This window comes from Pseudomonas sp. DTU_2021_1001937_2_SI_NGA_ILE_001, assembly GCF_032463525.1.
Classification (GTDB): Bacteria; Pseudomonadota; Gammaproteobacteria; order Pseudomonadales; family Pseudomonadaceae; genus Aquipseudomonas.
On record NZ_CP135971.1, the window covers coordinates 435,211 to 447,432 of the forward strand.

Annotated in this window: 12 protein-coding genes; 5 read left to right on the top strand and 7 right to left on the bottom strand. The window is 66.2% G+C overall.

Annotated features, from left to right (window positions below):
• Positions 1-26 precede the first annotated feature (26 nt).
• On the top strand, positions 27-1,010 hold the full coding sequence (locus RRX38_RS01845) for an XdhC family protein (protein WP_315961254.1): 984 nt from the start codon (positions 27-29) through the stop codon (positions 1,008-1,010).
• Here RRX38_RS01845 and RRX38_RS01850 read toward each other — a convergent pair.
• The gene (locus RRX38_RS01850) at positions 983-1,588 is read right to left on the bottom strand and encodes a nucleotidyltransferase family protein (RefSeq protein WP_315961255.1); all 606 of its coding nucleotides are present in this window, start codon (positions 1,586-1,588) and stop codon (positions 983-985) included. The genes RRX38_RS01845 and RRX38_RS01850 overlap by 28 nt on opposite strands.
• A gap of 106 nt (positions 1,589-1,694) precedes the next feature.
• Here RRX38_RS01850 and RRX38_RS01855 point away from each other — a divergent pair, with 106 nt between their 5' ends.
• The gene (locus RRX38_RS01855; protein WP_315961256.1) at positions 1,695-2,255 is read left to right on the top strand and encodes a flavin reductase family protein; all 561 of its coding nucleotides are present in this window, start codon (positions 1,695-1,697) and stop codon (positions 2,253-2,255) included.
• A 106-nt stretch (positions 2,256-2,361) separates the two neighbouring features.
• On the opposite strand, the gene RRX38_RS01860 is transcribed toward RRX38_RS01855, so the two are convergent.
• Positions 2,362-3,753 (bottom strand): aldehyde dehydrogenase family protein, encoded by a 1,392-nt coding sequence (locus RRX38_RS01860; protein WP_315961257.1) that lies wholly within the window; start codon positions 3,751-3,753, stop codon positions 2,362-2,364.
• A gap of 102 nt (positions 3,754-3,855) precedes the next feature.
• On the opposite strand from RRX38_RS01860, the gene ptrR reads away from it, so the two are divergent.
• Complete coding sequence (gene ptrR / locus RRX38_RS01865) at positions 3,856-4,716, top strand: putrescine utilization regulator PtrR (RefSeq protein WP_295473316.1); 861 nt, start codon at positions 3,856-3,858, stop codon at positions 4,714-4,716.
• 3 nt (positions 4,717-4,719) lie between these two features.
• Here ptrR and RRX38_RS01870 read toward each other — a convergent pair whose 3' ends face one another.
• The 3 genes from RRX38_RS01870 to RRX38_RS01880 form a co-directional block, all read right to left on the bottom strand.
• Positions 4,720-5,370, bottom strand: coding sequence for a hypothetical protein (locus RRX38_RS01870; protein WP_315961258.1), 651 nt, complete (start codon positions 5,368-5,370; stop codon positions 4,720-4,722).
• Between the two features lie 77 nt (positions 5,371-5,447).
• Positions 5,448-6,698, bottom strand: coding sequence for an OprD family outer membrane porin (locus RRX38_RS01875; RefSeq protein WP_315961259.1), 1,251 nt, complete (start codon positions 6,696-6,698; stop codon positions 5,448-5,450).
• A gap of 75 nt (positions 6,699-6,773) precedes the next feature.
• On the bottom strand, positions 6,774-8,435 hold the full coding sequence (locus tag RRX38_RS01880) for a DUF6351 family protein (protein WP_315961260.1): 1,662 nt from the start codon (positions 8,433-8,435) through the stop codon (positions 6,774-6,776).
• A gap of 115 nt (positions 8,436-8,550) precedes the next feature.
• On the opposite strand from RRX38_RS01880, the gene RRX38_RS01885 reads away from it, so the two are divergent.
• Complete coding sequence (locus RRX38_RS01885; RefSeq protein ID WP_315961261.1) at positions 8,551-9,039, top strand: DUF3237 domain-containing protein; 489 nt, start codon at positions 8,551-8,553, stop codon at positions 9,037-9,039.
• Between the two features lie 54 nt (positions 9,040-9,093).
• Here the strand turns inward: RRX38_RS01885 and RRX38_RS01890 are convergent, their stop codons facing one another.
• Entirely contained in the window at positions 9,094-9,432 is a 339-nt protein-coding gene (locus RRX38_RS01890; protein ID WP_295473306.1) for an FKBP-type peptidyl-prolyl cis-trans isomerase, read from the bottom strand.
• 73 nt (positions 9,433-9,505) lie between these two features.
• Positions 9,506-9,985, bottom strand: a complete 480-nt coding sequence (locus tag RRX38_RS01895; RefSeq protein ID WP_295473304.1) for an Lrp/AsnC family transcriptional regulator — start codon at positions 9,983-9,985, stop codon at positions 9,506-9,508.
• A gap of 148 nt (positions 9,986-10,133) precedes the next feature.
• Between RRX38_RS01895 and RRX38_RS01900 the strand changes: the two genes are divergently transcribed.
• Complete coding sequence (locus RRX38_RS01900; protein ID WP_315961262.1) at positions 10,134-12,221, top strand: transketolase C-terminal domain-containing protein; 2,088 nt, start codon at positions 10,134-10,136, stop codon at positions 12,219-12,221.
• Position 12,222 lies beyond the last annotated feature (1 nt).

Genomic DNA, 12,222 nt, shown 5'->3' on the forward strand with positions numbered 1-12,222 from the left:
GCGGTCTTCAGCGAAGGAGGCTAGCGATGCAACAGCTCGATTTGCAGGTGGTGCGCCAGGCGCGGGACTGGCTGGCAACGGGGCAGCCGGTGTGGCTGTGCACGGTGCTGGGCACCTACGGCTCCGCCCCGCGTGGCCCGGGGGCCATGCTGGTAGCGTTGTCGGGCGGCGAGCACCGTGGCTCGTTGTCCGGTGGCTGTATCGAGGAGGATTTTCTCGAACGCCTGGCCAAGGGCTCGCTGCCCATGCGCAACCAGATCGTGCGCTATGGCGAAGGGGGTATAGCCCCTGGATTGTCGTTACCCTGCGGGGGCGTGCTCGATGTGCTGGTCGAGTACCTGACGCCGGGCGAAGAGATACAGGCGCATCTGGGGCAGGTGGAACAGGCCCTGAGCGCAGGCCCCTTGCTGACGCGCCAGGTCACCCTCGGGCGGCAGGCGCCCGATCTGCTGCCGGGGCGGCTCGGTGAGGCGCGGGTACAGGTGGCGGCCGAGGCGGTACGTATTCGCGTGGGGGCGGTGCATCGCATCCTGCTGGCGGGGTTGTCGCCGGTAGCCGAGTTCTGTGCCAGCTTTGCCCTGGCCCTGGGTTACGAGGTGATTCTGTGCGAGCCCCGCGAAGAGGTGCTGGCCGGCTTCTCGATGCCCGGCGTGGAGGTGCGTCAGCAACTGCCGGCGGTGTTCATCGCCGAGGGCGGCTGCCATGCCGCCACCGCAGTGGTGGCGCTGACTCACGACCCGCGCCTGGATGACCTGACCCTGATGGAAGCGGTGCGCACCGAGGCGTTCTACATCGGCGCCATGGGCTCACGGCGCACCAGCGACCTGCGCCTGGAGCGTCTGGCACGCGTCGGTGGCCTGGGCCGTGAAGAACTGGCGCGCATTCATGCGCCAATCGGTCTTGATCTGGGCAGCAAGACCCCGGCAGAGATCGCCCTGGCGGTGATGGCCGACATCCTTGGCACCGCCAACGGCTTCGGCACTCAGGCCGGGTGGGCACGCAGCGCCTGACTCAGGGCTGTCGGGGTGTCGGCATCCAGCAGCGTGCCGCGGTCGTTGCACGGCACGCAGATCCAGGCCTGCGGGTGTGCGGCGACCACGGCCCGCGCGCCCTGGTCGCCGCTCAGCATTTCCAGCATCGGCCAGAAGTGCCGACCGATGATCACCGGGTGGCCGCGATGCCCATCGCACAGCGGCAGGACGATGTGCTGCGCGCTGGCGCGAGCCGCGAGTTGCACCAGGGTGTCCACCTGAAGCCAGGGCATGTCGGCCAGCAGAATCGCCACGGCTTCGGCAGGCGAGTCGGCCAGGGCGCGCACACCGGCCGCCAGGCTATGGCCCATGCCCAAGTGCGCCTGCGCACTGCGAATCACCGGTGTATCGGGAGCGATGCCGAGGGCGGCAGGTTGGTCATCGACGCGCAGCACCACCCGCACGTCGGCGAAGGCGCTACGTGCATTGGCCAGGCAGGTGCCCAGCAACGGGCGGCCGTCATCCAGCCTGGCCAGGCGCTTGTCGCTGCCAAAGCGCCGGCTGGCCCCGGCGGCCAGCAGCAGGGCCACGACCTGGGAAGTGGAAGGGGCGGTCATGATTCGGCGGGCTCCGGAGTTGGTTCGCAGCTATGACACCGGCGGGCGCCAAGTGTGGCATCTTTATGCGCTTTATCGCCGTCAGAGTGCTCCCATGACCGCTTCAATGCTCCCCGTCGAACTGGAAAAAGCCTACCGCCTGCTCAACCATGGTCCTACCGTACTGGTCTCAGCCAGTCATGCCGGTACCGATAACGTCATGGCCGCCGCCTGGGCCTGCGCCCTGGATTTCGACCCGCCCAAAGTCAGCGTGGTGCTGGACAAGATCGCCGCGACTCGGCGTCTGGTGGAGGAGAGCGGCCATTTCGCCCTGCAGGTGCCGAACCTGGCGCAGTTGCAGCTGACCCAGGCGGTGGGCAGCCGCAGCCTGGCCGACACGCCGGACAAGCTGCAACAGTGTGGGGTGGAGCTGCTGCGCATGGACGGTTTTGACACCCCGCTGGTGGCCGGCTGCTCAGCCTGGCTGGTGTGCAAGGTGATCCCCGAACCGCACAACCAGCAGACCTACGACCTGTTCATCGGCGAGGTGGTGGGCGCCTGGGCCGACGAGCGAGTGTTTCGCGACGGCCACTGGCGCTTCGAAGAAGCCGGCCCCCAGTGGCGCAGCCTGCACTACATTGCCGGCGGGCATTACTACGCCATTGGCGATCCTGCAGACGCCGAATAATCGTCAGGCAAACCCAATGGGAGCCGCTTCAGCGACGAAAACTGCTAAAACGGTCGTTATCTCGGCTGAAGCCGCTCCTGCAAGGTGCAGCGCGGCCTGCCTGGGCTCAGTTGCGATCCAGCCACACGGTCTGGGCGTTGCAGAACTCGCGTACGCCGAAGTGCGACAGCTCCCGGCCGAACCCGCTCTTCTTCACCCCGCCGAAGGTCACTCGGGGGTCCGAGGCGCTGTAGCCGTTGATGAACACGCCGCCGGTTTCCAACTGCGCGCCCAGTCGCTCGGCGCGTTCCACGTCGGCACTGTAGAGGGTCGCGGTCAGGCCGAACTCGCTGTCATTGGCCAGCGCCAGGGCATGTTCGGCATCACGCGCCGTGATGATCGAAGCCACCGGCCCAAACAGTTCCTCGCGGAACGAAGTCATCTGGTCGGTGACATCGCCCAGCACCGTCGGCTGATAGAAGTTGCCGACGCCCTCGGCCTTGCTGCCACCCAGCAGCAGGGTCGCGCCTTCGGCGAGGGTTGCCTGCACCTGCTGGTCCAGCTCGTCGCGCAGGTCGAAGCGCGCCATCGGGCCGATGTAGGTGTCGTCGTGCAGCGCATCACCGATCACCAGCTGGCGCGTGGCCTCGACGAAGCGCCGGGTGAATTCCTCGACCACACCCTGTTCGACGATCAGGCGCTTGGCCGCCGCGCACACTTGGCCGGTGTTCTGGTAACGGCCTATTACTGCTGCCTGCACGGCGGCATCGAGGTCGGCATCGTCGAGCACGATGAACGGGTCGGAGCCACCCAGTTCCAGCACGCACTTCTTCAGCGCAGCACCGGCCTGGGCACCGATGGCCATGCCGGCGCGCACGCTGCCGGTCAGGGTCACCGCCGCGATGCGTGGGTCGGCGATCGCCTGGGACACGCCTTCGGGGGTGACGTTGAGCACTTCGAAGGTGCCAGCCGGAAAGCCCGCTTCCTGCATGGCGTTACCCAGCAAGTAGGCGCAGCCCATGATGTTGGGCGCATGCTTGAGCACGTAGGTGTTGCCAGCCAGCAGGGTGGGTACCGCACCGCGCAGCACTTGCCAGTAGGGGAAGTTCCACGGCATCACCGCCAGGATCGGCCCCAGCGGGCGGTATTCGATGCGCGCCTGGCCATTGGGTACCGGCGCTGGCTCGGCGGCAAGCATCGCCGGGCCTTGTTCGGCGTACCACTCGCACAGCTGCGCGCATTTCTCGATTTCGCCGCGGGCCTGGACGATCGGCTTGCCCATTTCCTGGCTGGCCATGCGCGCCATGGGCTCGGCCTGACGGCGCAGTACCTGAGCGAGCACCACCAGCCGTTCGACGCGTTGGCTGAGCGGCAGGTGTTTCCAGCTGGCGAAACCGGACGCGGCTCGCGACAGCGCGGCGTCCAAGGCCTCGGCGGATTCATAGGGGTAGGCGGCCAGCTGTTCGCCGTTGCCGGGGTTGATGGAGATCGCGTGGGTGGCAGGGGAAACGCTGGACATGACAGCCTCCTCGAATGCGTGAAAGTGGCGTCAGGTTAATTCCCTGTTATGCTCCTGAAAACTGAATAATATTGAGCAACTCATTCACGTTTGGAGAATGGCTTGGACCTCGTACAGCTGGAAATCTTCAAGGCGGTGGCTGAACACGGCAGCATCAGCGCCGCTGCGCAGCACATCCACCGCGTACCCTCGAATCTCACCACGCGCATCAAGCAGCTGGAGGAAAACCTCGGCGTGGAGCTGTTCATCCGCGAGAAGCAGCGCCTGCGCCTGTCGCCGGCGGGCTGGAACCTGCTCGACTACGCGCGGCGCATTCTGGAACTGGTCGACGAGGCGCGCATGACCGTGGCCGGGCAGGAGCCGCGCGGGCCGCTGGCCCTGGGCTCGCTGGAAAGTACCGCGGCGGTGCGCATCCCGGCCTTGCTGGCGGCCTACAACCAGGCCTGCCCTAAGGTGGAGCTGGCGTTGTCTACCGGTTCTTCCGGCACCATGATCGACGGCGTGCTGGGCGGCCAGCTTGCGGCGGCCTTCGTCGACGGCCCGGTGCGTCACCCGGCGCTGGACGGCGTTGCGGTGTTCGAAGAGGAAATGGTGGTCATCGCACCGCTCAACCACGCGCCCATTCATAGCGGCGCGGACGTCAACGGCGAGCCGATCTACGCCTTTCGCTCCAACTGTTCCTATCGCCATCATTTCGAAAGCTGGTTCGCCCACGCCGGGGCGGTGCCAGGGCGGATCTTCGAGATGGAGTCGTACCACGGCAAGCTGGCCTGCGTGAGTGCCGGCGCTGGCCTGGCGCTGATGCCGCGCAGCATGCTTGAGAGCATGCCGGGCTGCACCACGGTCAGTGTCTGGCCGCTGTCGGAGCAGTTCCGCTACCTGAATACCTGGCTGGTGTGGCGCAAGGGGGCGGTGCCGCCCAGCCTGGCAAGTTTCATCGAGCTGTTGCAGCAGGCTGGCTGAGTCTTACCTTGGCCGCGCACACAGGCGCAGCGCGCGCTCGCCGGCCTGGGCCACCTGGGGGTGAGGGTGGCTGGCGCATTGGCGCGCCAGTGGCAGCAGGTCGGCCGCCGGACGTGCGCACACCTGCCGGGCGATCGCCTCGCCGAGGTAGAAGTCTTCATGGGCAAGCAGCGTCTGCAGCAGCCGGGTATCGCGCAGGTCCAGGGAAGGGATGAGCGCCACGGCAACCTCCACCTGGTCCTCGGCCAGCGCCTCGCCGATCAGGCTTGCCAGCGCCGCCTGGTCTGTGACTTGAATCGCCAGGGGCGGGTGCAGCTCGGTCAGCGCGCAGCCCTGTGAGATAGCTTGGTCGGCGGCGTCGAGCAACGCATCAAGGCTGGCGAACACGGCACGCGAGTCGCCGTCGTGAGCGAGGAAAAACACCTGTCCTGCGAAGGGCGCGGCCCTGGCCAGTAGGTGATGATCGCTGCTGCCGGGATCATCCAGCAGCAGGCCGTCGAGAAACTGCACCAGCGGATGCCAGGCGAAGCTCATGGTCAGCGTCTGGATTTGCTCAGGTTCCAGCAGGTGGATCGCCAGCTCCTGGCGGTCGGCGTAGTGACCCTGTTCCAGGCGGGCCAGGTACAGGTCGAGAGAGTCGTCCAGGGCAGTCACGGTCGGCGGGCTCCATGTGCAGGTAAAGACGCCCAGTAGACCGCAAACGCCCTGTGAGGTCGAGGCGAGGCAGCCACTCAGAAACTCAACGGATAGCTGAGTCTCAGCGTGGTCTCGTCGAAACTGCTCTGGAAGGTCGAGCGCAGGCTGGACAGCCCCAGGGCCACGCTGAAGTTGCGCAGCGCGCCAGACTGCCACACGTAGCGCAGGCTGACGTCGCGCTCCCATTCATGGCCGTTCACCTCGGCACCGCGCTGCACGTCCCAGCCACGGATGTAGCGGGTCATGAAGTTCAGGCCCGGCACGCCCATGGCCACGAAGTCGTAGTCATAACGCACCTGCCAGGATTTCTCGCGGGCGTAGGCGAAGATGTTGTTGGCGTGGTTGACCATAGGCGTGCCGGAGTCTTGCAGGCCGACGAAATCGCTGTCGCCGAACATGCGCTGGTAGCCCAGCAGTACGCTGTGACCTGCCTGGGTCCACTTCAGGCCCAGCCAGGCGGCGCGGTTGTCCTGTTCGCCGGCCAGCGCCGCGCCGGTTTCGCGGCTGACATACAGGCCGCTGTCCAGCCTGACCACGGCAGTGCCCCAAGGCTGGTCGTAGCTGAAACGGTAGAGGTCCTGGCTGTAGATGTCCTTGAGTTCTGCGCGCCAGTAAGCCAGTTGCAGGCGTTTGTCTGGCGAACGCCACTCGGCGCCAGCGTAGTCGAAGTGTTTGCCGCCAACCGGGCTGCCGTGCATGTGCAGTCTTTCCAGGTTGGCCGAGTCGCGACCGCTGAACCTGTCCAGGCGCCCGGCGTACAGGGTGGTCTGGGGCAGGTCGCGGGACACCAGGGTGGTGCCGTCGTAGGTCTGTGGCAGCAGGCGGGCATCGTTGGTCCTGACCACTGGCAGGGCCATGATCTGCTCGCCATGCTTGAGTTCGGTGTGCGCCATTCGCGCCCTGAGCGCACCGCCCAGGCGGCCGTACTCCCTGGCCGGCCCGTCTTCGTGTCGGGGAAACAGCGCCAGCCCCGTACGTCCGGCCCCGCTATCGAGGCGCAGGCCGTACTTACCAGTGACCTCCAGACCCAGGCCCAGGGTGCCGGGGGTGTAGCCCGAGTGGCCCTGAAAGACCAGGCCCTGACCCCATTCGGCGCGGCGGGGCGCCGGAGCGGTACTGCCCTTGTAGTCGCGCTGCATGTACAGGTTGCGCAGGTTCAACGTGCCCTTGGCATCGTCGATGAAACCTTCGGCCTGGGCGGTGGTGCCCAGGGCGCACAAGCACAGGCCGGTGAAAAAATGGCAGGCGAAACCAGACCGCGCGGCAACAGGCGAGTCAGCATGCATGGTGCATCTCCATGATTCTTGTTGTTGTGACGGGGCCGCCGCGCAGGGCGGCCCGTGGAGCGGAGCAGGTCGGGATCAGCGTGCCTGGGTGGCACCTGGCGCTGGTGTGCGGCATTCGAAGGAGGCGGCCAGCTGCGGGTCACCGCTGCCTCGGTAGTGGGCTTCTTGCGGATACGCGCACAGTGGGCGGCTGCGGCCAGGGAAGGCCGTGCCGGTGACGAGCAGTTGCGCCGGCGGCTTGCCCTCGGCCTGCCAGCTTTGCAAAGCCTGCAAGGGGTCGAAGTCGTCCAGCGCCGGGCCGTCCCCGCAATGCGTCATGCCCGGCACCATGAACAGCCGTGCCCACTGGCCGAGCGGCTGCGCGCCGCCGTTGTCTTTGGCAAGGCGGTCCCAGTAGCGGCGCAGGTCATTGGCAGAGAACACCGGGTCGCTGTTGCCGTGGATGACCATCAGCTTGCCGCCGTTGGCTACGAAGCTCGACAGCTGGGTGCCGGTGGGGTCGTTGATCGCGCCGGTCTGCGCCACGGCTTCGGCGGCCCGGTCGAAGTCCACGGCGGCGAGGCTCAGCTGCGGGTTGGGCGGGGTCATGAAGTAGTAGCCCAGCGAGTTGGGTGCCAGGGTGGCGTTGCGTGCGTTGGGCTGCCCGGTGTCCGAGGTGCCGAGCTTCCAGGCGCGCCAGCCATCGCTGGCAATGCCGGCATCCCACGGCCAGTCGCTGTACAGCGGTGTGCCCCGGCTGTCTTTGGCGCCCTCGAAGACCTTGCGCAGCGCCTGCACTTTGGTCGCCGACAGGCATTCAGCCTGGCCGGAGGATTTGCACTGCAACTGCGCGGGATCGAAGTGACACTGGCTCATGGCATCAATGCTGCCATCGCGGGCACCGTCCAGTGCGTCGCACGTTTCCAGCACCCGACGTGCCACCAAGGCCTGTTCGTCGCGGGTCAGGGCCTGGGCGAGAATCGGTTCGCCGGCGGCGGTACGCGGGGCGGCAGCCTCGAGGGCGCGCGTGTCCCAGGCCTGCGCCACGGCGGCGCGCGACAGACGCAAGCCGGGGTTGCCGGCGATGATGCCGTCGAACTCGGTGGGAAAGCGCTGCGCCGCCATCAACGCGGCGCGACCGCCGTTGGAACAGCCCATGAACACACTGTGCTGCGGACCCTTGCCGTAATGTTCGGCAAGCAACTGCTTGGCTTCGCGGGCCACCTGGCCGATGGCGGCGTAGGCGTAGTCGAGGCGCGCCTGTTGGTCGAGGCCGAAGCGTGCATCGCTGCTGTCCTGGCCGGCGTGCCCGGAGTCGGTGGAGACCACCGCGTAACCGCGATTCAGCGCCGGTAGCGAGCTGGCACCACGAAACGGGATGGCACCGACCGCCTGGTTGACCACACCGTCCATGCCGCCGCCACCCTGGAACAGGAACTGGCCGTTCCAGTCTTGCGGCATGCGCAGCTCGAAGCGGATGCCATAGGCCTGGCCATCGCTGCCCTGGCGGGCGTCGATCAGTCCCTCGACCAGGCAGTGGGCGGGCATGGCGGCCTTGGACAGCGCCTGGCCAGTGAGCGCCGCACGCCCCGGGTTGGCCTTGGGCAGCTCCCCGGCCGGCACCTGGCGGGCCTGCAGCAACTGCACACGCGGGTCATGGCTGGTCAGCCCGCTACAGGCGTTTTCGGCGGCATGGGTGAGGGCGGAGAGGCCGAGCAGGGGGAGGGCTAGAAAGATAGGATGCGTAACTAAATGCATGGGTAAGTCCATTTTTTTTGTTGTCTTGTTTTTGGAATTCACGCTATAAAGTTAATAGTATTAACTAAATGGTCGGTCAAGTTTTTCACTTACAACAATGAAATGGAGTTCCCTCATGCGTCAGGTCCTTGCCATGTCCTTCCTGCTCCTGTCTGCCCCCCACGTGAATGCTGCCGAGGTCGCGCCGCCGCGCAGCGAACTGGTCTACGAGGCGATCGTCGATATCGCCCCTTCGGTGAGCCTCGGCCAGGGGCCGCTGGGTGAGCGGCGCATGGTGCCGATCACCGGGGGCGAGTTCCACGGTGCCGGGTTGTCGGGCAAGGTGCTGCCCGGCGGCGCAGACCGGCAGTTGATTCGCAGCGACGGCGTGCGCCAGCTGGATGCGATCTACGAGATGCAGACCGACGACGGGGTGATCATCAGCGTACGCAACGAGGTGCTGGTGCGCGGCGAAGGCGCGGATCGCTACGCCTTCTCGAAAATCACCTTGAACGCCCCCAGCGGGCGCTACGAGTGGCTTAACCAGTCGTTGTTCATCGGCACTCTGAGCAGTCTGCGCCCGGCCCGTAATGCGGTGTCGATCAAGGCCTGGCGGGTCTACTGAGCTCTCGGGTTTGCCATGAAAAGTGGCTGCGCGAGGCCCTGTTGCCCTGACAATTTAGTCGTCGCGGGTCAGCACTTCGAGCAGCTCGATCTCGAACGTCAGGTCCGAATGCGGCGGGATGCTGCCGACCTTGCGCTCGCCATAGCCCAGTGCTGCCGGCACGCGCAGTTTGCGCTTGCCGCCGACACGCATGCCCATCAGGCCCTGGTCCCAGCCTTTGATGACCCGACCGGTGCCGATCACGCACTGGAACGGCTTGCCGCGCTCGAACGACGAGTCGAACACCGTGCCGTCGGCCAGCCATCCGGTGTACTGGGTGGTGATCAGGGCGCCCTTGACCACGGCTTTGCCGTCGCCAGGGTGCAGGTCGATGATTTCCAGGGTGTCGCTCATGGTTCGGCCCGTCGTGCAGGAAAAAGGGCGGGCTTTGTCGCAGGAAAGCGCCGGGTGCGCAAGCCCTGGCGGTTCAGGTCAGGTGGTCGAGCGGCACCGGGGTGTTGGCCTTCACCTCGCGGATCACCACCGACGAGCGAATCTCGCTGACCCCCGGCAGCTTGAAGATCACCTTGTGCAGGAAGTCGTCGTAGTGGGCGATGTCGGTGGTCAGCACCTTCATGATGTAGTCGGCCTGCCCGGTGGTGCTGTTGCACTCGATGATCGCCGGGCAATTGCGCACGGCCTCTTCGAAGGCTTCGACGACATTCTCGACGTGCTTGGAGAGGTTGACCTCGGCAAGCACGCAGTTGCCCAGGCCCACCTTCTGACGGTCGACTACTGCCGTGTAGCGTTTGATGTAGCCACTCTGCTCAAGCGACTTGAGGCGTTTCCAGGTGGGTGTCGAGGACAGGCCGATACGTTCGGAGAGGTCCTGCACCGAGAGCCGCGCGTCGGCCTGCAGGGCGTCGAGAATGCGGGTGCTGTAGGAATCGAGGTGATCTTTCTTCATTTGTTGTTGTTCTGAGAATGAGCCTTCTCGATTCTGGCCATAGCGCGGAAAAATAGAAAGCACATTCTCCGGGTCGGTCCCTACGATTTGCACAAAGGATTGCGCGCCATCGGCGCCGCACCGCTCAACCGTAGAGGACAACAACAAAATGACGGTGATACAGCCCAAGCCTGCCCTGACCACGCCTGCCGACCTGGGCGCGGTTGCCTGCGACTGGCGCCGCGTGGCCTACCTGCTGCTGGTTTCGCGCCAGCTCGATGAGCTTGAAGAGCGCACCCTGGTGCCGGAGAAGAAGGTGCTGTACCAGTTCTCTGCGCGTGGCCACGACATGGCGCAGATTCTTCTTGGCCTGCAACTCGACGACTCCCACGACGCGGCCTGCGGCTATTACCGCTCGCGGCCGCTGCTGCTGGCCCTCGGTGTCGACCTGGCCGATGCGCTGGGTTCTTCCATGGCCCGTGCCGGTGGCTACTCGGATGGCCGCGACATCGGCGTGGTGTTCAACTACCCCAACCCCGGTGGCGTAGCGGCCTTGCCGATGTGCGGCGGCGTCGGCGCGCAATACACGCCCACCGCTGGCTGGGCCCAGGCCATCGAGTACCGGGTCAAGGTGATGGGTGAACACCAGCGTTCGCGGGCCATCAGCGTGGTGCTAGGTGGTGACGGTTCGGTGGCGACCAACGGTTTCTGGTCGGCGCTGACCATCGCCACCACCCAGCAGTTGCCGATGCTGTTCTATATCGAAGACAACGGCTTCGGCATTTCCACCCCCTCCACCCTGCAGACCCCCGGCGCCGACATCGCTCGGAACCTGGCCAGCTTCCAGGGCCTGCACGTGATTTCCGGCGACGGCTGCGATCCGCAGCAGAGCGCGGCACTGATCGCCGATGCGGTGGCGCATGTGCGTGACCGCCAGGGGCCCTGCCTGCTGCGCCTTACCGTGCCGCGTCTGCAAGGTCACAGCTTCCAGGATACCCAGGCCTACAAGTCGCCCGAACAGGTGGAGGAGGAATGGCGCCGCGACCCGCTGCCGCGCCTGCGCGATTACCTGGTGCCGGCGCAACTGAGTGAAAGCGAATGGCTGGACCTCGAACAACAGGCCGCCGCTGCGGTGCGCCAGGCCCGTGAGCAGGCCGAGGCACGCCCGCTCAGCGATCCGCTGCGGGTCGCCGACAACGTGTTTTTCGAAGGCAGCCTGCAATTGCGCGGCGGGCAGTGGAGCGAAGGCTACACAGCCCCGACCGGCAGCGAGCAGGCCCGGCCTGAAGGGCCGCGGCTGAACATGGTGGCGGCGATTCGCCGGACCCTCGACCACGAGCTGGCCAGCAACCCGCGCGTGGTGGTGTTCGGCGAAGACGTCGGCCCCAAGGGTGGCGTACACGCGGTGACCCTGGGTTTGCAGGACAAGTACGGCAGCGAGCGGGTGTTCGATACCAGCCTGTCGGAAGAGGGCATCATCGGCCGCGCCGTGGGCATGGCCCTGTGCGGGCTGATGCCAGTGCCGGAAATCCAGTTCCGCAAGTACGCCGACCCGGCCGTGGAACAGATCAACGACTGCGGCACCATGCGCTGGCGTACCAACAACCGCTTCGCTGCGCCCATGGTGGTGCGTATTCCGGGTGGCTTCTTCAAGTGCGGCGACCCCTGGCACAGCCAGACCAACGAGGTGCAGTTCGTCCATTCGCCGGGCTGGAAGGTCGCCGTGCCGTCCAATGCCGAAGACGCCGTGGGCCTGCTGCGTACCGCGCTGCGCGGCAATGACCCGGTGATCTTCTTCGAGCACCGCGCCATGCTCGACGCCGCCAGTGCGCGGCGCAGTTACCCCGGTGACGACTATGTGCTGCCGTTCGGCAAGGCGCGCCGGGTGACCGAAGGCAACGACCTGACCGTGGTGACCTGGGGCGCCATGGTCGAGCGTTGCGAACAGGCGGCTGAAGGCCGTTCGGTGGAAGTGCTCGACCTGCGCACGCTGATGCCTTGGGACCGCGAAGCCGTGCTGGCCTCGGTGGCCAGGACCCACCGTTGCCTTGTTGTTCACGAAGACCTGGAAACCGCCGGTTTCGGCGCTGAGATCCTCGCCGTGGTCGCCGAACAGGCGTTCATGGAGCTGGACGCCCCGGTGGCGCGCCTGACCATGCCGGACATTCCCAGCCCGCACCATCCGCTGCTGATGGAACATGCCTTGCCGTCGGTGGAGCGCATTCGGGCCAAGATCGACGAAATGGTGGGGTTCTGAG

Bases quoted from the DNA above. Each gene is read 5' to 3' on its own strand.
- RRX38_RS01880 (WP_315961260.1), bottom strand. From the start codon at position 8,435: ATGCATTTAGTTACGCATCCTATCTTTCTAGCCCTCCCCCTGCTCGGC.
- RRX38_RS01855 (WP_315961256.1), top strand. From the start codon at position 1,695: ATGCTCCCCGTCGAACTGGAAAAAGCCTACCGCCTGCTCAACCATGGT.
- RRX38_RS01885 (WP_315961261.1), top strand. From the start codon at position 8,551: ATGCGTCAGGTCCTTGCCATGTCCTTCCTGCTCCTGTCTGCCCCCCAC.
- RRX38_RS01850 (WP_315961255.1), bottom strand. From the start codon at position 1,588: ATGACCGCCCCTTCCACTTCCCAGGTCGTGGCCCTGCTGCTGGCCGCC.
- RRX38_RS01860 (WP_315961257.1), bottom strand. From the start codon at position 3,753: ATGTCCAGCGTTTCCCCTGCCACCCACGCGATCTCCATCAACCCCGGC.
- RRX38_RS01895 (WP_295473304.1), bottom strand. From the start codon at position 9,985: ATGAAGAAAGATCACCTCGATTCCTACAGCACCCGCATTCTCGACGCC.
- RRX38_RS01890 (WP_295473306.1), bottom strand. From the start codon at position 9,432: ATGAGCGACACCCTGGAAATCATCGACCTGCACCCTGGCGACGGCAAA.
- RRX38_RS01875 (WP_315961259.1), bottom strand. From the start codon at position 6,698: ATGCATGCTGACTCGCCTGTTGCCGCGCGGTCTGGTTTCGCCTGCCAT.
- RRX38_RS01845 (WP_315961254.1), top strand. From the start codon at position 27: ATGCAACAGCTCGATTTGCAGGTGGTGCGCCAGGCGCGGGACTGGCTG.
- RRX38_RS01900 (WP_315961262.1), top strand. From the start codon at position 10,134: ATGACGGTGATACAGCCCAAGCCTGCCCTGACCACGCCTGCCGACCTG.